At 64.9% G+C, this 23,173-nt stretch carries 21 protein-coding genes; 12 read left to right on the top strand and 9 right to left on the bottom strand.

The features are described from left to right. Positions 1 to 4: 4 nt before the first annotated feature. The 10 genes from pafA to ACIQF4_RS04630 all read left to right on the top strand — a co-directional run bounded on the left by pafA (position 5) and on the right by ACIQF4_RS04630 (position 12,059). The gene (pafA, locus tag ACIQF4_RS04585) at positions 5 to 1,369 is read left to right on the top strand and encodes a Pup--protein ligase (protein ID WP_350003296.1); all 1,365 of its coding nucleotides are present in this window, start codon (positions 5 to 7) and stop codon (positions 1,367 to 1,369) included. 111 nt (positions 1,370 to 1,480) lie between these two features. Then, on the top strand, positions 1,481 to 2,443 hold the full coding sequence (locus tag ACIQF4_RS04590; RefSeq protein WP_400516188.1) for an FKBP-type peptidyl-prolyl cis-trans isomerase: 963 nt from the start codon (positions 1,481 to 1,483) through the stop codon (positions 2,441 to 2,443). Positions 2,444 to 2,551: 108 nt separating this feature from the next. Then, complete coding sequence (locus ACIQF4_RS04595) at positions 2,552 to 2,947, top strand: FKBP-type peptidyl-prolyl cis-trans isomerase (protein WP_066275847.1); 396 nt, start codon at positions 2,552 to 2,554, stop codon at positions 2,945 to 2,947. 110 nt (positions 2,948 to 3,057) lie between these two features. Further along, positions 3,058 to 5,052 (top strand): WYL domain-containing protein, encoded by a 1,995-nt coding sequence (locus ACIQF4_RS04600; protein WP_350003292.1) that lies wholly within the window; start codon positions 3,058 to 3,060, stop codon positions 5,050 to 5,052. Positions 5,053 to 5,062: 10 nt separating this feature from the next. Further along, on the top strand, positions 5,063 to 5,407 hold the full coding sequence (locus ACIQF4_RS04605) for a hypothetical protein (protein ID WP_350003290.1): 345 nt from the start codon (positions 5,063 to 5,065) through the stop codon (positions 5,405 to 5,407). A gap of 32 nt (positions 5,408 to 5,439) precedes the next feature. After that, on the top strand, positions 5,440 to 5,715 hold the full coding sequence (gene tatA / locus ACIQF4_RS04610) for a Sec-independent protein translocase subunit TatA (RefSeq protein WP_350003289.1): 276 nt from the start codon (positions 5,440 to 5,442) through the stop codon (positions 5,713 to 5,715). Positions 5,716 to 5,763: 48 nt separating this feature from the next. Next, entirely contained in the window at positions 5,764 to 6,558 is a 795-nt protein-coding gene (gene tatC / locus ACIQF4_RS04615) for a twin-arginine translocase subunit TatC (RefSeq protein ID WP_350003287.1), read from the top strand. A 20-nt stretch (positions 6,559 to 6,578) separates the two neighbouring features. Further along, positions 6,579 to 9,512 (top strand): DEAD/DEAH box helicase, encoded by a 2,934-nt coding sequence (locus ACIQF4_RS04620; protein ID WP_400516187.1) that lies wholly within the window; start codon positions 6,579 to 6,581, stop codon positions 9,510 to 9,512. Between the two features lie 53 nt (positions 9,513 to 9,565). Beyond that, positions 9,566 to 11,221: an amidohydrolase gene (locus tag ACIQF4_RS04625; RefSeq protein WP_400516186.1), complete on the top strand. Its 1,656-nt coding sequence runs from the start codon at positions 9,566 to 9,568 to the stop codon at positions 11,219 to 11,221. Between the two features lie 94 nt (positions 11,222 to 11,315). Continuing rightward, complete coding sequence (locus ACIQF4_RS04630; RefSeq protein WP_350003281.1) at positions 11,316 to 12,059, top strand: polyprenol monophosphomannose synthase; 744 nt, start codon at positions 11,316 to 11,318, stop codon at positions 12,057 to 12,059. A gap of 113 nt (positions 12,060 to 12,172) precedes the next feature. Here ACIQF4_RS04630 and ACIQF4_RS04635 read toward each other — a convergent pair whose 3' ends face one another. The 5 genes from ACIQF4_RS04635 to ACIQF4_RS04655 all read right to left on the bottom strand — a co-directional run bounded on the left by ACIQF4_RS04635 (position 12,173) and on the right by ACIQF4_RS04655 (position 15,998). After that, the gene (locus ACIQF4_RS04635; RefSeq protein WP_013600997.1) at positions 12,173 to 12,520 is read right to left on the bottom strand and encodes an RNA polymerase-binding protein RbpA; all 348 of its coding nucleotides are present in this window, start codon (positions 12,518 to 12,520) and stop codon (positions 12,173 to 12,175) included. Positions 12,521 to 12,784: 264 nt separating this feature from the next. Beyond that, entirely contained in the window at positions 12,785 to 13,726 is a 942-nt protein-coding gene (locus tag ACIQF4_RS04640) for an SPFH domain-containing protein (protein ID WP_400516185.1), read from the bottom strand. Positions 13,727 to 13,759: 33 nt separating this feature from the next. Continuing rightward, positions 13,760 to 14,224 (bottom strand): NfeD family protein, encoded by a 465-nt coding sequence (locus tag ACIQF4_RS04645; RefSeq protein WP_350003277.1) that lies wholly within the window; start codon positions 14,222 to 14,224, stop codon positions 13,760 to 13,762. Positions 14,225 to 14,363: 139 nt separating this feature from the next. After that, positions 14,364 to 15,233, bottom strand: coding sequence for a putative RNA methyltransferase (locus tag ACIQF4_RS04650; protein ID WP_400516184.1), 870 nt, complete (start codon positions 15,231 to 15,233; stop codon positions 14,364 to 14,366). Between the two features lie 90 nt (positions 15,234 to 15,323). Beyond that, on the bottom strand, positions 15,324 to 15,998 hold the full coding sequence (locus tag ACIQF4_RS04655) for a peptide deformylase (protein ID WP_400516183.1): 675 nt from the start codon (positions 15,996 to 15,998) through the stop codon (positions 15,324 to 15,326). A 60-nt stretch (positions 15,999 to 16,058) separates the two neighbouring features. Here ACIQF4_RS04655 and ACIQF4_RS04660 point away from each other — a divergent pair, with 60 nt between their 5' ends. Next, on the top strand, positions 16,059 to 16,481 hold the full coding sequence (locus ACIQF4_RS04660) for a nuclear transport factor 2 family protein (protein ID WP_350003272.1): 423 nt from the start codon (positions 16,059 to 16,061) through the stop codon (positions 16,479 to 16,481). 27 nt (positions 16,482 to 16,508) lie between these two features. Here ACIQF4_RS04660 and ACIQF4_RS04665 read toward each other — a convergent pair whose 3' ends face one another. The 4 genes from ACIQF4_RS04665 to ACIQF4_RS04680 form a co-directional block, all read right to left on the bottom strand. Then, positions 16,509 to 17,654: an FAD-dependent oxidoreductase gene (locus tag ACIQF4_RS04665; RefSeq protein ID WP_400516182.1), complete on the bottom strand. Its 1,146-nt coding sequence runs from the start codon at positions 17,652 to 17,654 to the stop codon at positions 16,509 to 16,511. A gap of 1 nt (position 17,655) precedes the next feature. After that, positions 17,656 to 18,351 (bottom strand): class I SAM-dependent methyltransferase, encoded by a 696-nt coding sequence (locus ACIQF4_RS04670; RefSeq protein WP_400516181.1) that lies wholly within the window; start codon positions 18,349 to 18,351, stop codon positions 17,656 to 17,658. A gap of 5 nt (positions 18,352 to 18,356) precedes the next feature. After that, complete coding sequence (locus ACIQF4_RS04675) at positions 18,357 to 19,553, bottom strand: type III polyketide synthase (RefSeq protein WP_400516180.1); 1,197 nt, start codon at positions 19,551 to 19,553, stop codon at positions 18,357 to 18,359. A 491-nt stretch (positions 19,554 to 20,044) separates the two neighbouring features. Then, positions 20,045 to 21,649, bottom strand: a complete 1,605-nt coding sequence (locus ACIQF4_RS04680) for a hypothetical protein (protein WP_400516179.1) — start codon at positions 21,647 to 21,649, stop codon at positions 20,045 to 20,047. A gap of 185 nt (positions 21,650 to 21,834) precedes the next feature. Here ACIQF4_RS04680 and ACIQF4_RS04685 point away from each other — a divergent pair, with 185 nt between their 5' ends. Continuing rightward, positions 21,835 to 22,881, top strand: a complete 1,047-nt coding sequence (locus ACIQF4_RS04685; protein ID WP_400516178.1) for a M12 family metallopeptidase — start codon at positions 21,835 to 21,837, stop codon at positions 22,879 to 22,881. Positions 22,882 to 23,173: the final 292 nt, after the last annotated feature.

Consider the following 23,173-nt stretch of genomic DNA (forward strand, 5'->3'; position numbering starts at 1 on the left):
ACAGATGGACAAGAGAATCTTCGGCATCGAAACCGAATTCGGGATCTCATACTCGAGCCCGGATTCCAGGCCGCTTGCCCCTGAGGAAGTGGCCCGCTACCTTTTCCGCAAGGTGGTCAGCTGGGGGCGATCGTCCAATGTGTTCCTGACCAACGGCTCCAGGCTGTACCTCGACGTGGGATCCCACCCGGAATATGCCACGGCCGAATGCGACGACCTGGCGCAGCTTATTGCCCACGACAGGGCCGGAGAGCTGATCCTGGACGACCTCGTGGATGAAGCGCAGGCCCGGCTCGCAGCCGAAGGTTTCAACGGCACGGTGTACCTCTTCAAAAACAACACCGACTCCGCGGGGAACTCCTACGGCAGCCACGAGAACTACCTCATTCCGCGCCGCGGCGAGTTCTCCCGGCTCGCCGAGATCCTGATCCCGTTCCTGGTTACCCGCCAGCTGATCGCCGGCGCCGGAAAGATCCTCAAAACACCCCACGGCGCAACATACGCATTCTCCCAGCGGGCGGACCACATCTGGGAGGGCGTTTCCTCCGCCACCACCAGGTCCCGTCCCATCATCAACACGCGGGACGAGCCGCATGCCGATGCCGAGTTCTACCGCCGCCTCCATGTCATCGTGGGGGACTCGAACATGTCCGAAGCCACGGCCCTCATGAAGATCGGCACCGTGGACCTCGTCCTGCGCATGATCGAGGCCGGAGTGATCATGCGGGACATGCGGATGGAAAACCCTATCCGCAGCATCCGCGAAATCTCACATGACCTCAGCGGCCGGGCACTGGTCCGGCTGGCAAACGGACGCCAGCTCACCGCTCTCGAAATCCAGCAGGAATACCTGACTAAAGTGACGGCATTCGTCAAGGAGCACGGCCCGCACAACCCCCACGTCCCGCTCATCCTGGACCTGTGGGAGCGGACGTTGAAGGCCATTGAAAGCGGTGACTTCCGCGGGATCGACACCGAAATCGACTGGGCCATCAAGAAGAAGCTCATGGACAAGTACCGTGAACGCCACGGCCTGGGCATGGACGCCCCGCGGATAGCCCAGCTGGACCTTACCTACCATGACATCTCCCGAAGCCGCGGCCTCTACTACCTGCTTCAGTCGCGCGGTGCGGTGCGACGGATTGTGGACGACACCGTCATCAAGGACGCCGTGGATGTCCCGCCGCAGACCACACGGGCCAAGCTCCGGGGAGACTTCGTGCGCCGTGCCCAGGAGCTGGGACGGGACTATACCGTTGACTGGGTCCACCTGAAGCTGAACGACAGGGCTCACCAGACGATCCTGTGCAAGGACCCCTTCCGCAGCGTCGACGAGCGCGTGGACGCCCTCCTCGACTCTATGGGCTGACACCCAGCTTCAGGGGCTATTCTGGATAAGGCCCTTTAGAGGGACCCAGCGATGCCGCCCGCTGCGATGCGGACCATCGCCTCCACCCTGCCCCGACGAAAGTTTTCTTACGTGCGCCGACTACTAGCAATCCTTCTTCCCGGTCTGCTGATGCTGACCGCCTGCGGCGGCTCAACCGCAGAGCCGGAACCCACCAGCGTTTCCGCCGGCGAGACTGCCAAGTTCGACTCCCTCAAACTGACCGATAACGGGGACAAAAAAGCCCCCGGCGTGGAATTCGCCAAGCCGCTGGAAGTGGCAGAGCCAACCATCAAGGTCATCACCGAGGGCAGCGGTGAGGTGGTGCAGGCAAACCAGGTCGCCAACATTTCCATTCTGGCGCTCAACGGCACTGACGGCAGTACCCTTGAGGACACCTTTCCCGGCGAGCCCGAGCCCCTTGAGCTCAACGACGAACTGAAGACCAGCAGCGAGGTTATCTACAACGCCTTTGTTGGCGCCAAGGTAGGTTCCAGCCTGGCCCTGGCCGTCCCTGGGCAACAGAGTGCACCGGCCCCGAGCCCCTCTGACGGAGCCAGCCCCACCCCGTCCGCGGCGGCGGAGCCCACCCAGTTGTTGATCATCAAGGTCCTGTCCGCCGAGGACGTGGCGCCCGTACTGGAAAAGCCTGAGGGCGAGACCGTCACCCCGCCGGCAGGACTGCCTACCGTGTCCGAAAAGGACGGCGTCCCCGAGATCAACGTCGAGGGTGTGGCTGCTCCCACGGCCCTCGTTTCGCAGGACCTCATCAAGGGCAACGGCGCCACGGTGAAGGAAACTGATACCCTCACCGTGAACTACGTGGGCGTCACCCTTGCGGGCGGCACCAAGTTCGACTCGAGCTTTGACCGCGGCGAGCCTGCGAGCTTCCCGCTCACCGGCGTCATCAAGGGCTGGACCCAGGGCCTTGCCGGAAAGACAGTGGGCTCCCGCGTCCTGCTGGTCATCCCGAAGGATCTTGCCTACGGCGATGAAGGACAGGGCGAGGCCAAGGGAGACCTGGTGTTCGTAGTGGACATCCTCGGGGCGAAGTAGCAACACTTACAGTCAAAGCAGCACAGGTTACGGCAACGCCGCAGCTGGCCCGCGGCTGCGGGAACCAGCAGCACCAAGAAAAGCAGCACTGAGATCTAAGGAGCAACCATGTCATTTGGTCAGCGTGAATTCGACCGCCAGAAGCCCGAGATCGACTTCCCGGAGGGCGACGTCCCCACCGAGCTGGTCATCACCGACCTCATTGAGGGTGACGGACGTGAAGCCAAGGCCGGCGACACTGTTTCCACCCACTACGTCGGCGTAGCCTGGTCCACCGGCGAGGAGTTCGACGCATCCTGGGGCCGCGGAGCTCCGCTGGACTTCCGCGTGGGCGTGGGCCAGGTCATCCAAGGCTGGGACCAGGGCCTGCTGGGCATGAAGGTGGGCGGCCGCCGCCGCCTGGAGATCCCCTCGGAGCTGGCCTACGGCTCCCGCGGCGCCGGTGGAGCCATCGCTCCGAACGAAGCCCTTATCTTCGTGGTGGACCTGGTGGGCGTCCGCTAGACCGGAATTGCCGGCCTCCGGTACGCCAGGGCGCGGCAGCATCAGGACGCAAAGTCCTGGTGCTGCCGCGCTTTCTGCGTTCCGCCGCGGACTTTAGTAACGTAACCAGAGTGCCCGTATCCCGTACTGAACGCCTCCTCAACCTGCTGATCGCACTCCTGAACACCCGCTATGGGTTGCGCCGCAGTGAGCTGCGCGAGAAGGTCTACCACGATTCTTCCGGCAATGACGTCGCCTTTGGGCGGATGTTCGAGCGGGACAAGAACGACCTGCGCCAGTTCGGGTTTGAGGTGGAAACCCTGACGGACATGGGGTGGAGCGAGGACGACCCCGCCACCACCCGCTACCGCATCGGCAAGGAATCCAACCGCCTTCCGGATGTCCAGTTGGGGCCGGACGAGTGGACTGTCCTCCTCCTGGCCTCGCAGCTGTGGGAGCGGGCTGCCCTTGGCAACGCAGCCCAGAGCGCCCTCCGGAAGCTGCAGGCGTCAGCACATCTGGGGGACGCCGCCCTGCCCGCCGCTGCCCTGCCCGCCGGCGTCCAGCCACGCATCAAGCCGGCAGGGCAGGCTTTCGATGACCTTGTTGCTGCCATGCACTCCCGGCACCCCGTCACCTTCACGTACCTTGCCGGCAGCACAGGCAATGAGGAAGAGCGGACAGTGGAGCCTTGGGGCCTGGGGAGCCGGTTTGGCCAGTGGTACCTGGTGGGCCACGACCGTGTCCGGGAAGCACCGCGGCACTTCCGTCTTTCCCGCATCACCAGTGCCGTCACAACCCTGGACAAGGAGCTGTACACGCCGCCGGCCGGTTTCAACATCCGCCGGGAATTGGACCGCCTCCCCGAACTGCCGCTCCGCACCGCCGTCGTGGACGTCCGCGAAGGGCGCCTCCTGGCTCTGCGCCGGCGGAGTTCCGGGGAGGGCAGTATGGCCGGCCGGCCGGAGGCAGGCTACGAGCGATTGTCCGTGCAGTACCGGGACGCCGAGGCGCTTGCCGAGGAACTCGCTTCCTATGGACCGGATGCCCTGGCGGTGGAACCTCGTGAACTGGTCTCTGCCGTCCTCCGCAGGCTGCGCGCCGCTGCGGCGTTCAGCTCCGAACCTGAGCCCGCTTACTCCCTCGGCGCTGCCCGCGCCGCCGCAGTCCGCAAGCGTACGTCCGAGGACCAGCTCAAACGGATGCTGCAGCTTGTGCCCTTCCTGGTGCACAACCAGGGCCTTCACATCCAGGACGTTGCGGACCGGTTCGGGATCACAAGGAAAGAGCTGGAGGACGATCTGCAGATCCTGATCTGCTCCGGCCTGCCGGAGGGATACCCGGACGATCTCCTGGACATCCAATGGGACGACGACCACGTTTACATCACCCAGGACCTGGATCTGACGAAACCGGTCCGCTTCACTGTGGAGGAAGCCTGCGCCCTCCTGGCCGGGCTGGAGACGCTGAACGGGCTGCCGGAAGTTGCTGAAGGCGGAGCACTGGAATCGGTGACCATGAAGCTGCTGGCGGCCGCTGGTGAGGAAGGCCTCCGGGCAGCTTCCCTGGCCGGCCCGGAAGTGGCCCCGGCTGACGCGGCCACGCACGCTACCGTCCGGCAGGCCATCGAATCCCGGTCCCAGCTTCGCCTGCGGTACCTTTCGCCCCAGCGGGACACCATTACGGAGCGCGACGTGGATCCGTTCCGCCTCTTTTCGCTGGACAACACCTGGTACTTCGAGGCGTATTGCCACCTGGTGCGCGGGTTCCGCAATTTCCGCCTGGACCGCGTCCAGGACGTCCATCCGAACGGTGCCCCCATCTCGGCGGACTTCACGCCGGCGGAAGGTGTGCCCGCCAGGCTTTTCACCGCGAACGACGACGACACCATCGTCACCGTCCAGCTCACCCGGCAGGGGAGGGGATTGGCCGACGACTACTATGCGGAACGCACCGCAGAACTTCCTGACGGCGGGCTGGTGGCCGAGATCCGGTTCGGCACTACGGAATGGCTGCCGATGTTCGTGGCCCAGCACGGCGGTTTTGCCAGGATCCTGGCACCGGTCGAGCTGGCGGAGGCATCCCGCAGCTGGTTGGCGGCAGCCCTGGCCAGGTACGGCGGCTAGACTTCTCAGCATGCCTTGGTGGTCTTGGATCCTGATATGGGTGGCGCTCGTTGCGCTCTCACTGCTCTTCTATGTCCTGTTGGGCATCCGCCTCTTCCGCCAGTTCATGGCGACCGTCAAGGATCTGGGGGCAGCCGGTGAGAAGCTGGGGCACCTGGGCCCCATGGATGCACCGGATGATTCAGACCCTGCGGCGCCCCCGCAAGGTGCGGCGGTTTTTGCCTCGCCCACGCTCATGCGACATGATTACGAGGCATCCAAGTCGTCCCGACGGGAAATGCGCCGCCTGCGGCGCGTGCAGCGCAAGAAAGACCGGGGCCAGCCGCAGGCACTCGGCGATCTGGACTTTACTTAGAAGTAAAATGTACTTAGACGAAAGGATTTCCCGTGGGAAGACTCTTTGATGGCCCCTGGCCCATCGTAATTATCATCGTTGTTGCCTTGCTTCTGTTTGCCGCTCCGAAACTTCCGGCCATGGCACGCAGCCTTGGACAGTCCATGCGGATCATCAAGTCCGAGGTCAAGGAAATGAAGAACGACGGCAAGCCCGACACCACCACCGACGCCTCAGGCCCGGTGGAAGGAACCATCGTTAACCACCCCAAGGCGAAGCCCGGCGAGCCGACCGACGGCACTGACGTTCCGCCGTCGAACCGCGCCTGACCCCCAGTGGCACTGTCGCGGGCCCGTAAAGCCAACCCCGAGGGGCGGATGGCTCTTTGGGACCACCTCAAGGAGCTGAAGAACCGGCTGATCAAGTCGGCCATCGGCGTCGTCATTGGCGGCATCGGAGGATGGATACTTTACGATCCGCTGCTGAAAGCCCTGGCCGATCCGGTCAACCGCATCTCCCAGCAGACGGGCGGGCTTTCGGCAATCAACTTTGGGACCATCGCCTCTCCCTTCGACTTCAAGCTGCAGATGTCGCTGCTGATTGGCGTGGTGATTTCCAGCCCGATCTGGATCTACCAGCTGTGGGCTTTCATCACACCGGGGCTGACCTCCAAGGAGCGCCGGTACACGCTGGGATACATGGCTGCCGCTGTGCCGCTGTTCCTTGCCGGCATCTGGGCGGGCTGGCTGGTGGTCCCTCAGGTGGTCCGGGCGCTCACGCAGTTCACCCCGGACGGTTCGTCCAGCGTCATTGACGCTCGAACCTATATAGAGTTCGTCACCCGGATGGTCCTGGTGCTGGGTATCGCCTTCCTGGTGCCGGTGGTGCTGGTGGGCATCAACATGGCCGGAGTCATTTCCGGGCAGACCATCCTCAAGGCATGGCGCATCACCGTCTTCCTGGTGTTCGTCCTTGCCGCCATTGCCGCTCCCGGCGCGGACGCCATTTCGATGTTCATGCTCGCGGGGCCGCTTCTGGTGCTGTTCTTTGCCGCAATCGGTGTTTGCCTGATGAACGACAAGCGCCGGGCGCGCCGTGAAGCCAAGCGGGCAGCCGAAACAGAGGCAACAGCAGACATCGCCACCCCGGGCAGTGAGCTGAAGAACCTCTAGGCGCCCGTTAGGCTTGGGGTATGTCCTCCAACACCGGGCCTTCTTCCTCTGGACCGTTCACTCCCGGAGCTCCTGACTTCGAAGAGCTTTCACCCGCCGAGCGGTACCAGGCCAGCGCCAAACGCAGGGCCGAGGCAGCGACATACCTCGGAGCCTTCATCCGCACGCTCGACTTCGAGCTCGACGACTTCCAGCGGCAGTCGTGCCAGTCCCTGCAGGAAGGCAGGGGAGTGCTGGTGGCGGCGCCCACCGGAGCCGGGAAGACCATCGTCGGTGAATTCGCCATCTACCTGGCGCTGGAGCGAGGCCTCAAGGCGTTCTACACCACGCCCATCAAGGCCCTCAGCAACCAGAAATTTACCGAGCTTTCCGAAAAGTACGGCGCCCGGAACGTTGGCCTCCTCACTGGCGACACAAGCATCAACGGCGACGCGCCCGTCGTCGTGATGACCACGGAAGTCCTTCGGAACATGCTGTACGCGGACTCCGCAACCCTCGATGACCTGGGCTATGTGGTGATGGACGAGGTCCACTACCTCGCCGACCGGTTCCGCGGTGCCGTCTGGGAGGAAGTCATCATCCACCTGCCGAGCGAAGTGCAGGTGGTGTCGCTCAGCGCCACCGTCTCCAACGCCGAGGAGTTCGGCGCCTGGCTGGACACCGTCCGCGGCGACACCGACATCATCGTCTCCGAGCACCGTCCCGTACCCCTCTGGCAGCACGTGATGGTGGGGCGCCAGGTCATGGATCTGTTCGCCGGGGAAACCACTTTCGATGAAATCGCCCCGCCGGTGGACGGGGACGGAACGCAGCCGGTCCCGTCCGCGGACAGTACCAAGGGGCGTGGCTTCGACGTCAATCCGGACCTCCTCAAGGTGGCACGGAGCGAAATCCAGCAGAGCTTCCGCAGCCGCCAGGGCGGACCGGGCGGCCGCGGACAGCGCGGAAGGCGCGGCAACGACCGGCCGGGCAGGGGCGGCGACGAACGCGGTGTCCGTCCGGCCAGCCGGCCACAGGTCATCGCAAGCCTTGACCGCATGGACCTGTTGCCTGCCATCACCTTCATCTTTTCCAGGGCTGGTTGTGACGCTGCGGTGGCGCAGTGCGTGGGGTCCGGACTGTGGCTCACCACCGAGAAGGAACAGCGCATCATTACCCAGCGCGTTGACGAGGCCGGGCAGGACATTCCCCCGGATGACCTGGACGTCCTGGGCTTCTGGACCTGGCGTGACGGCCTGATCCGGGGCTTTGCGGCGCACCACGCCGGCATGCTCCCCACGTTCAAGGAAGTGGTGGAGAAACTTTTCGCCGACGGCCTGGTCAAGGCGGTTTTCGCGACGGAAACACTGGCACTGGGCGTCAATATGCCAGCCCGCTCCGTGGTGCTGGAAAAGCTGGACAAGTTCAACGGCGAAGCCCACGTGGACATCACCGCCGGCGAGTACACCCAGCTGACCGGCCGTGCCGGCCGCCGCGGCATCGACGTGGAGGGCCACGCGGTGGTGCTGTGGCAGCCCGGAACGGATCCGACGGCGGTCGCCGGCCTTGCGTCCCGGCGCACCTACCCCCTGAACTCTAGTTTCCGGCCCACCTATAACATGAGCATCAACCTGCTGGCGCAGTTCGGCCGGGCAAGGGCCCGCGAAATCCTTGAGTCCTCCTTTGCCCAGTTCCAGGCTGACCGTTCCGTTGTGGGCCTGGCCAGGCAGGTGCGCAGCCGGGAGGAGTCGCTGGCCGGGTACGCCAAGTCAATGACTTGCCATCTGGGTGACTTCACGGAGTACGCGCGGCTGCGCAGGGAACTGTCCGACGCCGAAAACGCCGGCTCCCGTACCAAGTCGCGCGTCCGGAAATCACTGAATGACGATTCCCTGGCGCGCCTGCTGCCGGGGGACGTTGTGGATGTTCCCGGCGGCAGGGCACCCGGCCCGGCAATCGTGCTGAGCTCGGACCACACCAGCCGGGAACCCCGGCCCGCCGTCCTGACGCTGGACAACCAGCTGCGCAGGATCGGGACCGACGACCTGGAGGGACCCATTTCTCCGCTGACGCGGATCCGCATTCCCAAGTCCTTCAACGCCAAAGTTCCCAAGTCCCGCCGGGACCTGGCGTCCTCGGCACGGAATGCGCTGCGCGAAAACCGGCCGCCTGCCCCGGGCAACAACCGCAACAACGACTTTGGCCTCGCAACCGCCCTGCCGAACCAGGAAAAGCGCATCGCCGAGCTCCGCCGCGCCCTGCGGGCCCACCCGTGCCATGGCTGCAGCGAACGCGAAGACCATGCCCGCTGGTCCGAACGCTGGTGGAAGCTGCGCCGCGAAACCGACGGGCTGGTCCGGCAGATCCAGGGCAGGACCAACACCATCGCCAAGACCTTCGACCGCGTCTGTGACGTCCTTTCCACCTACGGGTACCTTGAACAGGCAGCGGACGGGCGGCTCTCCATCAGCCCCGACGGCCAGCGGCTCCGGCGGATCTACGGGGAAAAGGACCTGCTCATCTCCCAGTCCCTGCGACTGGGAGCGTTCGATGACCTGGACGCCGCCGAGATCGCGGCCCTCGCGAGCGTGCTGGTGTACCAGGCGAAACGAGAGGACAGGGGGCTGAGGCCGCGGATGCCCAGCATCTCCCTTGAGACGTCGGTGGATATCGTCGTCCGTGAATGGTCCGCCCTTGAGGATGTGGAAGAGGACAAGAAGCTTCCCCTGACCGGCGAACCTGAACTCGGGCTTGTCTGGCCTGTGTACAAGTGGGCCAAGGGCCGCCACCTGCAGGACGTCCTCAGCGGTACGGACCTGGCCGCGGGCGACTTCGTCCGCTGGGTCAAGCAGGTTGTGGACCTGCTGGACCAGCTCGCCAAAATCCCCGGCCTGGATCCGCGCCTGGCAAGGCTCTGTGTCGAAGCCATCTCGCTGATCCGCCGCGGTGTCGTGGCCTATTCCTCCGTCCTCTGATCAGCCGTGCCGGCTGACCGCCGGCACGCCCCAACGCCAGGAGCACTTTCCGTATGTCCCAGCCTGAACAGCTGCCCGCCCCGCGGGCAAAAACGGTCCTCTACCGGAACGGCTCCGTGTACACGGCCGCCGACCCCTTTGCCACGGCAATGGTGGTGGATGGGGGCACAGTGGCGTGGGTGGGATCCGAACAGGCTGCCACCGCCATCGCGGACAGCTCCATGGAAATCATCGATCTCCGCGGAGCCCTCGTTGCGCCAGGCTTCATGGACTCCCACATCCACCTGACGGAGACGGGGATTGCGCTGGACTCCCTTCAGCTGGGCGGAGTCCGTTCAGCCAGGGAGCTGCTTGACGCCGTGGCCGCGGTTCCCGGTGACGGCCCGGTCCTGGGTCACGGCTGGGACGAGACCACCTGGCAGGACAGCAGCCTCCCCACCGAAGATGAGCTCGAGCGTGCGGCAGCGGGACGTGCGGTGTACCTGTCCCGGGTGGACGTGCACTCCGCGCTGATCTCTGGACCACTGGCCCATGCTGCCGGTGTCCGGCAGCTGGACGGGTTCGACGGCGGCGCCAGGGTCCGCCGCGCCGCGCACACGGCCGCCCGGCAGGCAACCCGGCGCCTCCCGCAAGAAGCATTGAAGCGGCACCAGGCCAGGGCACTGTCCGAAGCGGCAGCCAACGGTTACGTCGCGGTGGCGGAAATGGGGGCACCGCACATCGGCGGTGCGGAGGACCTGCGGCTTGCAGGAGCCTGGAACAGCGGGGCGGATGGAAGCGCAGGGGTTCCTGAAGTCCTGCCCTACTGGGGGGAACTGGCGTCCTCGGAAGAGCATGCCCGCAGCCTCCTGGACCAGTTCGGCTTTGCCGTGCGTGGGCTCGCAGGCGACCTGAACATCGACGGCTCCGTTGGTTCCCGGACCGCTGCCCTGCGGACCGGGTACAGCGATGCCCCTGACGAGCAGGGCAGCCTCTACCTGAGCGTGGAAGAAGCCGCGGCACATCTCGCCGCCTGTTCGCTTGTGGGAGTGCAGGGCGGTTTCCACGTCATTGGCGACGCCGGCCTGGACACCGCGCTGGCGGCACTGGAACTGGCCGCCAGGGAAGTGGGGGAGCAGCGGGTGCGTGCAGCCGGACACCGTTTTGAACACGTGGAAATGGTTGATCCAGCAGCCATCGAGGTGCTGTCCCGGTATGCCGTGACGGTGAGCGCCCAGCCGGCGTTTGACGCTGCCTGGGGAAACCCGGGAGGTCTTTATGGGCGGCGCCTGGGGGAGCGGAGCCAGTCCATGAACCCGTTTGCTTCGCTCTACGCAGCCGGCGTGCCCGTATGTTTCGGCAGTGACAGCCCCGTGACGCCGCTGCGCCCGTGGTCCAGCGTCAGGGCGTGTCTGGAGCACTATAACGAAAGTGAACGGATTTCCGCGCGCGCCGCTTTCCTGGGCCACACCCGGGCGGGCTGGCGGGCCGCAAGGTACGCCGACCCCATGGCCGGCCAGCTGGTACCAGGAGCTCCGGCAAGCTTCGCTGTATGGGAAGTGGAGGAACTGATGGTCCAGGTTGCCGACGGGCGGGTCCAGTCCTGGAGCACCGACCCGCGGGCGCGCACGCCGCTGCTGCCTGCCCTGGACACGGGCACCGACCCCGTGTGCCTGCAGACGGTCCGCAACGGCGTCGAACTTTACGCAAGTCCGGCGCTGCGGTCCTGACCGGACCGCTGCCGACCTATAATTGATAGTTGCGCCCTCCGCCGATCCGTTCGCAGCCGGGCGCACTGACCATTTCCCCCAGGAAAGGCCCCTTGTGCGCGTCCTCACCATCATTCCCACCTACAACGAACTGGAATCGCTGCCCAAGACCCTTCAGCGGCTTCGCACGGCAGTTCCGGCGTCGGATGTGCTGGTGGTGGATGACAACAGCCCTGACGGTACCGGGCAGCTCGCGGACGGCTTCGCGGCCGAGGATTCCCAGGTCCATGTCCTGCACCGGAAGGGCAAGGAAGGCCTCGGAGCCGCCTACATTGCAGGGTTCAGGTGGGGCCTTGATGCCGGTTACGACGTCCTCGTGGAAATGGACGCGGACGGTTCCCACCAGCCGGAGCAGCTGCCCCAGCTCCTGGAAGCCGTTGAGCAGGGCGCTGACCTTGCCATGGGGTCCCGCTGGGTTCCCGGCGGCAAGGTTGTGAACTGGCCGCTGTACCGCCAGGCCATTTCCCGGGTGGGCAGCACCTACGCCCGCCTGATGCTCGGGCTGAACATCAAGGACGTCACCGGCGGGTACCGCGCGTTCCGCAGGACAACGCTGGAAAAGCTCAACCTGGACCAGGTTGATTCGGTCGGCTACGGCTTCCAGGTGGACCTCGCCTTCCGCGTGGCCCGGATGGGGCTCCGCATCGAGGAACGCCCCATCACCTTTGTGGAGCGTGAACTTGGCGCCTCAAAGATGAGCGGCAACATCGTGGTGGAAGCCATGATCAACGTCACCAAGTGGGGTCTGCAGGCCCGCTGGAACACGCTGACCCGCAAGAAGGCAGCCGGCCAGCCCTAAGGCTGTACGCACCGCCGCCAGGGCGGACCGCTGAAACAGCAAAAAGGGAGCCGCCCCTGCACGGAGGTGCAGGGGCGGCTCCCTTTTGCTGTCAGGGCGACAGGCCGGAACCTTTACGCGGAGCGGCGCTCTCCGCGGCGTTCGCGCAGGATGGTCAGCCGGTCTTCGAGGATCTGCTCAAGCTCGGGGAGTGAGCGGCGTTCCAGGAGCATGTCCCAGTGCGTACGGACAGCTTTGTCGTTGCTGGTGTCCGGCCGTTCGCCATCAACCAGGAGCGCTTCCTTGCCGGTCTTGGAAACCCAGACAGGCGGGATCTCTGCCTCTGAGGAGAAGGTGACGAAGACCTGCTCGCCGTCCTCGCACCGGTACTCGACACGCTGGCGCGGAGCCGGCTCTACTCCGGACTCGGTCTCCATGCTCTGTGCACCAAGGCGCATGCCCCGCAGGCTGCGATCGCTCATGATTTCTCCCTCTGGTCGGTTCGCGGTGTACAACACCGCGCTAGCCGGTGGCGGCAAAGCGCCGCCGGACTACTGTGTGCTCTGTGCTGCATCTTATGATTCAACGCATCGCGAAGCTCTGTTGTTCCAGCGGATCTGCTCCGGCCGGACAAATACACAATTATACCGTTAGCCCGCCGGAACAGCCAAAAGGAGGGACCCGCCGAAGCGGATCCCTCCCTCACAGCCGGTCAGGATGATGAATCCCGGGTGCTGTCCCTGTGCTTAGGGTTCGGACGGTTTCGCGCCGACTTCATCAAACAGCCCGCCGGCGGATTCCGGAGCGGTCCCGCCCAGGGCGCTGCCGATTCCCTTCAGCGCTTCGCCCACCTCACTGGGGATGATCCACAGCTTGTTGGAGGAGCCCTCCGCCAGCTTGGGCAGCGTCTGCAGGTACTGGTAGGCCAGCAGCTTCTGGTCCGGGTTGCCCTTGTGGATGGCGTCAAAGACTTTCTGGATGGCCTGCGCTTCGCCGTCGGCACGGAGGATGGCGGCTTTGGCGTCACCTTCAGCCGCAAGGATCGAGGCCTGGCGCTGGCCCTCAGCGGTCAAAATGGCCGACTGCTTGGTTCCTTCGGCAGTCAGGATGGCCGCGCGCCGGTCGCGCTCGGCGCGCATCTGCTTCTCCATTGAATCCTGGATGGAGTGGGGCGGATCGATGGCTTTGAGTTCCACCCGGGAAACCCGGATTCCCCACCGGCCGGTAGCTTCGTCCAGGACACCGCGAAGCTGGCCGTTGATCTGGTCGCGGGAGGTCAGTGCCTCCTCCAGGTTCAGTCCGCCCACCACGTTGCGCAGCGTGGTGGTGGTCAGTTGCTCCACGGCCTGGATGTAATTGGCGATTTCGTACGTTGCCGCGCGCGGATCAGTCACCTGGAAATAGACGACCGTGTCGATGGAGACCACCAGGTTGTCCTCGGTAATGACCGGTTGGGGCGGGAACGAAACCACCTGTTCACGAAGATCCAGCAGAGGCAAAAGCCGGTCAACGAAAGGTATCAGGATAGTCAGTCCGGGGTTCAGCGTCCGTTGATACTTGCCCAGCCGCTCAACAACGCCTGCGCGGGCCTGCGGGATGATCCTGACCGCACGGACCAGAACGATTATCACAAACATGATCAGGACCACCAGCACTATGGCCAGTGCGGCTCCTCCTGCGTTATCCATACATCTCCTTTTTCCCCAAGTGTTCAGGCTGTATCAGGACTTGCCGTCGGCGTCCGAGGCCGCTGAAACGACGGCGGTGGCGCCGTCTATCGCGGCTACGACTACTTTTTCTCCGGCGGGCAGGACCCCCGCCGCGGAGCGTGCACTCCAGATGTCCCCGCCGATTTTGACCAGGCCGCCGTCGGACGAGACGGACTCCATCACTACTGCCTGCTCGCCGATCAGGCGGTCGACGTTGGTCCGCTGCTCGGACGGCCCCTTCTTCAGGTGCGAGAGGGCCACAGGCCGGACAAACGCAATCATGAGGAGGGAGACGACGCAGAAAACCACGATCTGCAGCCAGGGATCCGCACCAGCGAAGTCCGCCACCAAGGCGGCGAGGGTGCCTCCGCCGAGCATGATGAAAAAAAGGTCAAGGGTGATCATCTCGATCACTGCAAAAGCGAGGAAAGCCGAGAGCCACAGTGCCCACCAGTTTTCGCCCAACCATTCGAACATCGTGCTCCCCCTTCGCTACGGGAAGGCCCATTTTGGGCCCGCCAGTAACTGTCCTTCCATCGTAGTGCTGGCACCCGGGTTATGGGGGTTACTGCACTTTTGTGGGGGGATAGTGGCCAAGTCGTTACGCTGGCAGGGTTTACGCGGGCCGGAAGACTGTGAGCCGGAACCTTGCCTCGGAGTGGATGATCCCGGGGTGGTTTTCAAGGCGGCCGGCGATGTCGCTCCGCTCGAGGTGGTGCCCCGCCGGTCCCATGAAGGCAAGGTCTGTTGCCTCCTCGCGGGTAAGCGACAAGGGGAAGCCGATGTCGTGGGTTTCCGCTACCGTGAAGTGGGGGGCCATCGCCCCGGTCAGCCGGCTCTCCTTGTCCTCTTCGATGTGGAGCATGCCCGTGATGCCGGCAAGCGAGCCGAGGTGTCCGGAGCGTGGTGTGACCACCACCAGGCGGCCTGTTGGCTTCAGGACGCGTGCGAACTCCGGCGCATTGCGCGGCGCGAAAATGACCGTGATGGCGTCTACCGACGTGCCGGCCAACGGCAGTGGCTGCCACACGTCCCAGGCCAGGTTCAGCGCTTCACTGTTAAGCCGGGCAGCGCGCCGCAGCGCGAACTTGGAGATGTCCATGCCCACGGCGGCTACAGTCCGGCCTTCTGCTGCCGCGTGATCCAGGATGCCCCGCAGGTAATGTCCGGTCCCGGTTCCGGAGTCCAGGACGACGGCGGAGTCCCTGGGCAGGCAGGAAACGACGGCGGCAGCGACAGCATCTGCGAGTGGCCGGTAGTGCCCGCTCCCGAGGAAGTTGAACCGGGCGTCCACCATCCCGGGGGTGTCAGCTTCGAAGGCGGTGCCCTTGCCCACAAGGAGGTTGTAGTAGCCCTGCCTCGCTGCATCGAAACTGTGCCCGGCACCGCAGGCAAGGCGCGCCCGGCCCGCGGGGTCCGGCCGCTCCCGCTCCAGCGGCCGGGAGCACACGGGACACAGCAGCGGGAGGTCCGCGGGGGAAGGCATAGGCACTATCTTAGGGCTGTCCGGCGGACTTCCCCGGTGGCCGGCAGCAGTGGCCCGGGGCTGCCCCGGCTCTGCGCTGCCGGTCCTGGATCAGGGGAGGAGGGTGGGGCCGTCGCCGAACCCGAGCCCCTCACGCGCTTTCTCGATTCCGGGCTCCGCCCACCTGGCGGCGTACTCGGCGTTGCTGCTGAGCGAGCGCAACTGGGCACGGTCCACGTAGAGCACGCCGTTCAGGTGGTCTGTCTCGTGCTGCACGATGCGGGCCTGCCAGCCTGCGAACTCCTTCTGCACGTGCGAGCCGTCCGGCACCTGGAATTCCAGCAGGACTTCTTCAGGCCGGGCAACCACTGCCTGCAGTCCGTTCAGGGAGAGGCAACCCTCGTAAAAGGACGCCAGCTCCGTGCCCACCGGGGTGTAGCGGGGGTTCAGGAGCGCCATGAATTCCAGGGGACGCCGCTTCCGCAGGGCAGCTGCCTCGGGGTCGACGTCGAACTGGTCCTCCACGACGGCGATCTGGAGGGGTATGCCGAGCTGCGGTGCTGCCAGCCCCACGCCCGGGGCCTCGTGCATCACCTGCCGCATGAGCGAGATGAGCCGGTCCAGCTCCTCGGGGGAAAGCTGGCCGTCAAAGGCGGCCGCGCGCTGGCGCAGGGCGGGATGCCCGGCTTGCACGATGGGCGGCAGTGCCCCGGCCGACAGGATCCGCTCCACGGTTTCCCTGATCTGTTCGTCGCTGAGGGTGGTCTCCGGCGGATTCTGGCTCATGAAGAAAAGCCTACTGGCGGCGGGAGATCCGGCCCGCCTGCCTGGGCTAGTGTCTTTCCCATGGCTGAACACCCTTCCCCGAGCACCCCTGCCCTGGACTGCGTCCTGGGTTTCCTCCGCGTCCTGGAATCAGGTGGAGGATCCGCTGGGATCCGGCCCTTCCTGGCGGAGGCCTTCGTGCTGGTCGAAGCGCCGCACCTGCTGGCGCCGGAAGGTTCCACCCGGACGCTGGCCGCTGTCCTTGCCGGTGCCGACCAGAGCGCGGAGGTGGTGGCAGGCCAGGCGTTCAACATCAGGCGCACCACCTGTGAAGGCGGGAGGGTGGCGGTGGAGGCGGACTGGTCGGCAACAGTCCTGATGGATTTGCCTTACTGGGACAGGGGAGAGACCATCCGCGCCAGGACGTCGTCGGTCTTCGAGGTCAGGGACGGCAGAATTGTGAGCCAGGACAGCTACGACTGCTATTTCCGGGGCGGTTCCTGACCGCCGTGCCCTCAGCGCAGGCTGCTGCTACTGCATGGTGAAGCGCCTGGCGGTCCACTGGTTTATGGCTGGAACCGAAGCAGCGCAGCCAATGGCCAGGTTTCGCAGCTGGAGGAAGGGTGCCGGCAGGGGACGGCCCAGCATCATATTGACCTCGGACTGGCGCCTGGCAATAACGGCGGCGCGCCACCGGCCGGCGTCGAACTCTTTCAGCTGTCCATCAACTGGCTCTCCCGCCACGCCCCTGCGAATCAGCGGCGACAGGGCGTGGGCAGCCATCCAGCCAAGATTCATGCCCTGGCCGCCGATTGGGCTGATTTCGTGCGCAGCGTCGCCGATCAGCAGCACCCGTCCCGCCACCGTGCGGCGGGCAAGCGTGGACCTTACGCTGAAGGCGCTCACCATGGTGTTGGTCTCCACATCGGGCAGGATGCCCGTACGCTGCAGCACCAGTCCGGCCAGCCGATGGGCGTCCGCTGCCTCCGCCGGCGTGCCGAGCCGTACCACCCACCGCCGCAGGCCGTCCGGCAGCGGAAAGGATTCAACGATTCCTCCTGCTTCAAGGAACAGGACAGCCGTCTGCCCCTGGTCGCCGGAATCGGCAAAATCGCCCATCAGGTAGTGGTCCGGATACGCCTTTGTGCGGACAGGCACGTCAAGCGCCTTCCGCAGCTGCGACCTCGCACCGTCTGCGGCAACCACAAAGGATGCGCGGAACTCCCGCTGACCCGCACCTCCGGCAGAAGGTTCGACGGCGACGGCGGCCCTTCCGCCGTCGTCGTACAGTCCTGTGACCCTCGCGCCCCTGACGATGGCTCCGCTGTCCAGGGCAAGGACGCGATCCTCCAGGAGCTGTTCGGTCCGGTGCTGGGGGAGGGCCAGCACAAAAGGAAAGGCCTCCGAAACGGCGTCGAAGGTCATGCTCGCCACCGTTTTCCCGCGGCTGACCGCAAGGCCTGTACGGATCGGCACGCCCTCCTGCACCATGGCGGCGGCCAGCTGTACCTGGTCCAGCGCGTTGAGGGCAGGCGGATGGACCCCGATGGCCCGGCTGTGGAGGTTCCGTTCAGTCCTCTGCTCGAGGACGCGGACCGAGATCCCCTCCTGGAGAAGGGACGCGGCCAGGTACAGTCCCACGGGACCGGCGCCAACGATCACCACGTCTGTGGCCATGTCAGTTTCCCTGGTATTCGAGGACCTGGTGGAAGGCGCTGCCGGTCCGGACCGCCCAGCCCGGGGGAGCGAGGGCCTTCAACTCCCCGTGCGTGTAGCTCCGGCGGATGGAGGTCAGCCCGTCCGCGCGGATGAACGAGTGGCGGAAAGGAAGGGCTGCAGCACTGAACAGGGCGTAGGCGGCCGGGCTGCGGCGCAGATCGTTGTGCAGCGCCGCTTTCCGGGCGAGCAACTCTGAGTGTGCCAGCAGCTCCTGGAGTTGCCCGCCGCCAAGATGGTGCAGGACATGGTTCGAGATCACGAAGTCGTACTGCCGGCCCTCCTGCACAAGATCGGTGCTGTGGGCCTGCCGAAAACTGACGCCGGGCACGCCAACCCTGCGGAGGGCGAAGGCGGCGGCGCGGGGATCCGGATCGATGCCCGTGATGTGCAGGGTGAGCCGGTCGCGTGCGGCCCAGCGCGCCAGCATGACGGCAAGGTCGCCGCCGCCCGACCCGATATCCAGGACGGTTGCCGGCCGGGAAGTGGCAGCAAGGAACGGGCGCAGGTCCCGCACGTACAGCCGCCGCCATCCCGACAGTACCCGGTTCACCACGGCGAACTGCCGGTACGTGTTGTCCAGCGCCTCAGGGTCACAATCCGGCAGGTCCATGATCTCTGTGGCGCCGGCATCGCGCTGCCGCAGCAGGAAGTACACGGGGTTCAGGCCACCGGAGCGTCCGCCGGTATCCGTTCCTGCCCCGTGTGCCCGGCCGGGATAACGCCTGGAGCCTGCCGGAGTTTGGTGAACAGTGCGGTTTCCACCGTGAGTCCTGGGCCGAACGCCATGGAGCAGATCCGTTCGTCGCCGGGTTCGGGGGCCTGCTCCAGGATGCGTTTGATGACAAACAGGACTGTTGCGCTGCTCATGTTGCCGTAGTTCCGGAGGATTTCGCGGGCCGGAACCAGTTGCTCCTCCGTCAGGCCGAGCCGCGACTCGACTTTGTCCAGGATGCTCCGGCCCCCGGGGTGGATGGCCCAGTGGCGGATGGATGAGTAGGGGAGTGCAGCCAGTCCAGGGTCCCGGGCCAGGAGCGGCTCCAGCGCCCCGACGATGTGGTCGTCAATGATATGCGGGACGTAATTGCCCAGGACCATTTCAAATCCGTTGTCGCCGATGTTCCATGCCATGGAGTCTTCACCGACGGGCGTGAGGACTGTTTCGAAATGGTCCAGTTGCAGCAGGGCGGTTTCCTCGGCACCTGGCCTGGCTGTCACGATGGCGGCCGCGGCACCGTCGGCGAACAGCGCCGATCCCATAATGGTGTCCGGATCGTTGGAGGTGCGCACGTGCAGCGAGCACAGTTCCGCACAGACAACCAGGACCACCGCGTTGGGGTCGGCCTCACAAAACAGCTTTGCGGCCCGGAGGGCTGGAAAGGCCGCATAACAGCCCATGAAGCCGAGGTGGTACCGCTGAACGGCGGGATCCAGGCCGAGTTCGCGCACTATCTTATAGTCCGGCCCGGGGTTGAAGAATCCGGTGCAGGAGACGGTCACCAGATGAGTTATGTCAAGTAAATCGAGTTCCGGGCAGGCTTCCACGGCGGCACGGGCGGCGGCGACGAACAGCTTGGTGGCCTCGCGGCCGAAGATTTCATTGCGCACTTTGGTGCTGGGATTCAGCAGCAGGCCGGTGGCGGCATCGTAGAACTGCGGGTTTTCCGCTTGGAAGTCGTTGGTCATTTCCTCGACGGCAGTAAACCTGGTGTCTATGGCTGCAGCGTCGAAGCAGGTGCCCACCAGGCGCGAGCCCAGCCGGGACAGGCCGGGCTGCGCCGCGAAGACATCCCGGGCCTCGGACTGGATCAGCATCGTTTTCGGAACTGCGGTTTCAAGGGAACGCACGTAGACCGTCATTGGTTCATTCTTGGCGAGCGGCCGGATATTGGCAACGGTGTGCGACGCGCTGACCTGCAGACTTGCCTGTGCAGTTGTCAGCAGACTTGTCCTCGGTGCGTGTCCGAACTGTGGCGGAATGCGGCCGCTTCTGCGCCGCTGCCCAAAACGCCGATAATCTACATTATGTAAAGTAATCGTTTTGAGCGGACCCCCGGCCCCTCCCTCTGCCTGCCCCCAGTCTGGATGCGCCGCCCGCTAATGTTTTACCCTGAAGCCCTGCACAGCAGGACACGGCCGCCAACGACTGAACCAGCAGGCGCCCATGGTGGCAACGATCCGCCGTCGTCATGCCCACCAGTCCGCGAGCCTGCCAGCGGCCAGGTAGCACCAGCGTAGCCGCCCGATTTCTTGCCCCGACGCAGGGCACATCGCAGGACTCAATAACCCGCCGCTCCCCCACGGTAGACAAGGACGGTGCTGCAGCCAGGATCGGGTGCGCCGGCGCGTTTCTAGAAAACCAGGGTCCGGGGGGTCACGGTGAGGTTGATCCCGGCATTCGGTCCCAGCAGATCCTTCGCAAATTCCGGAACAGCGATGTGTCCCCGCCAGCGGGCCGGCGTGTCGTCAATATCCCTGAGCTGGTCTTTGTCCTCGGGATTCCAGTCTCGGACAGCCGTTGAAATGCCACTGTTCCAGGCGGCCCATGCTTTGGGCAGCGGCCGGTCTCTGCCGGGAGGTTCAATATCGACCACCAAGGTGTCCTGCCAGTCCTCTGTTTGCTCCAAATGGTCGTCAAAGAAGAAATGTCCCTCCTTTTCCCTGATGGACATCAGCCGCAGCCTGAGCGCGTGGCGCAGCCGCGGCACTTCCCGGCCGCCCACCCGGGGCCGGGGTGCTTTCGAGGAAAGGAAAGTGGTGAGCAGCGGCAGCGGCGAGTCGATCGGGTCCCCTTCTTTCCAATGCTCAATCTGGACTGGACAGAAGTGCGCGGCGCTCTGTTCATGGACCATGACCGGCAGCCCCCGAATGGCCAGCCCCACATCAAGCTGGAACTCCACCTCCGGGGGTGCAGCTTTGCCAACGGTGAAGCCTGCCAGTTCGACCTCAATCTTGAGGTCGCCGAAGAGGAAGCGCTGGAGGTTCTGGTAGCCCTCCTCGGAATTGACGATGCCGTAGCGGCCGCTGTGGCTCCGGTGCACCACAGCCAGCGGCGCGCCGTGGACTGCGGCGTTGTCTATCTGGACCAGGCCATCGCTTCTTGCTCCTACCGCTTTCGACGAAAGGCCCAAGGCAACGTCATAATCGCCAGGATTCGAGCCGACAAGGCAGAACAGGTCATCCAGCGGGAACCCGTCGTCGGGCATCTGCGTCCCTACGAAGGCCTCGCGGGTCCGTGTCCGCCTGAGGGCCGGCGGAGTGAGGTAATCATACATCCTGTCCGGCCCGAAGATGTCCGCCCCTTGAACGCCAAGGACGTCGCGGATCTTCTCCAGGAGGCCGAAACCGACGGCGAAGCGGATTCCGCCGTGCGGTGTCGCATAGGTGAACACCCGTGCCACGTATCGGGCCCCGGCCGCAGGGTCGATGGTGCCCTCCTCGCCGGCAAGTGTTTCCGGTATGACCCGCTGCAGCAGCGAGCGGCAGATCAGGCCTCCCATTGAATGGGCCACCAGGAAGACCTTGGGGGCGCCGGTCCTATCAAGCACCAGCTTGATGAGCTCGAACAGATCCCGCGCGGCGTCCTCGAACGAGAAGCTCTCCCCCTCCTCGCCGAAGGTATCCGCGGAGTCATCGTAGAAACGGTGGATCCATACGGATGCCGGGTTTACGGAGCCGGAATCCACGCTGTTCAGGAAGGCCCACTGATCGCCATGGACCGGAACCTCGTACTTGTGGTCGGAAACAAGCCGCAGCATCGGGGACTCGAACTGGTGAAACTTGGCCCGTCCGTTTCCGTCGGCCCGCACGTGGACGGAGCCCTGGCTGAACCCGTAGAACGGATCATCAACGGCATTGTTGATGGCAGAGCCTGTCCCCGCGAATCCGCGCACATAAATCACCGGCAGCCTGCCATCATCGCCGGGGAATCCCATGTCATGTCCCTCCTGCGCCACGAAAACAGATCCTTTTGAGTAAGAGGTGCTGTCCCCCTGTTCCGGGCAGTAGACCATTGCGGGCGTTACTGGCGCGTTACGGCTGTGCCGATTTCCTTGTATCCCCGGCCTCAGGCGGTGATAACGCGGCCGTAACGGCACCACAGTGTACTGGTCTGAAGTGACCCGCTTCCAAGGAGCCAGCAATGGATGACCGAGTAGCCGCGAAAAGCCAGCCAGCTGGTCCGCACTGTGACGTAAAGCCGCAGACGCGCCCGGTTCTGCGCCCGGATCTTTCGACCCGCAGGGAGCGCCTGATCCGCCTGCTGAGGCTCAAATGGGTCAACGGTACTGTGCTGCACTACTGGTTCCTAGATGCTCCGGTTCCACAAAAGGAAGCGGTCCGCAAGGCGTTCAAGGAATGGAAGGACCTCGGCATAGGCCTGGAATTCTCCGAAGTGGAAGACCGCAGTGAGGCCGAAGTACGCATCGCCTTTGACCAGGGCGATGGCTCGTGGTCCTACGTCGGGCGCGACGTCCTGGGGATCAGCGCCAACGAGCCCACCATGAATTTCGGCTGGGACCTCACCGACGACTACGGCCGCACCACTGCCCTCCACGAGATCGGCCACACCCTGGGCCTGCCGCACGAACACCAGAATCCTTTCTCCGGTATCGTCTGGGACGAAGCCAAAGTCTATGAATACTTTGGCGGCGCCCCCAACCACTGGCCGCAAGAGCAGACACTGCACAACGTTCTGCGGAAGATTGACGCCAGTGAAGTCGAGGGATCCTCGTGGGACCCTGATTCCGTCATGGAATACTGGTTCCCCGCCGGGCTGATCAAGGAACCTGCCCGTTTCCAGGCGGGGCTCAATCCGCCCGGAGGCCTGTCCCCCGCGGACAAGGAATGGGTGCGGAAATTCTTTCCTGCACTGCACCCCCAGCTTCCCGTTCTCCAGCCCTTCCAATCGGTGCCGCTTGCGCTGGTTCCAGGCGGCCAGGCGGACTTTGCGCTGGAACCCCAGGCATCCCGCAAGTATGAAATAAGCACGTTTGGCGCGGCCGACACCGTTTTGGTCCTGTTCGAGGAAGTGCAGGGCGAGCTGCGCTTCGTCGCCGGAGACGACGACAGCGGGGAAGACCGGAACTCACGGGTGTCCGCCAAGCTCTTTCAAGGCAGGCGGTACGTTGTGCGGGTACGGCTCTACTGGGCAGGCGAGTCCGGACAGACCGCAATCATGCACTGGTGACCGGGCCAGCCATTCTTGCGCCAATATTTCGGAAACGCGAGCGAACTCCTGATTTTCCTCCAGCAAGATCAGATCACCTGAGAAGGACGCATCCCGCCAAGGAAAGCCAGCTCCAGGCAGCTTGGGGAGGCCGGGCCCAGCCCGGCCTTCCCCAGGCATTCAATTAAACCGGGAGGGGCCGAGCGCAACGATGCAAGAGCACAACTGGTCCGAACCGGCCGGGCCCGGCGACCATCCGGATGCCCCCTCCACAGGCCTGCTCATCATCCGCACCTGGCATGAGCCGGGCCAT

The sequence above is a fragment of the Pseudarthrobacter sp. NPDC092202 genome (genome assembly GCF_044755505.1).
Taxonomy (GTDB): Bacteria; Actinomycetota; Actinomycetes; order Actinomycetales; family Micrococcaceae; genus Arthrobacter.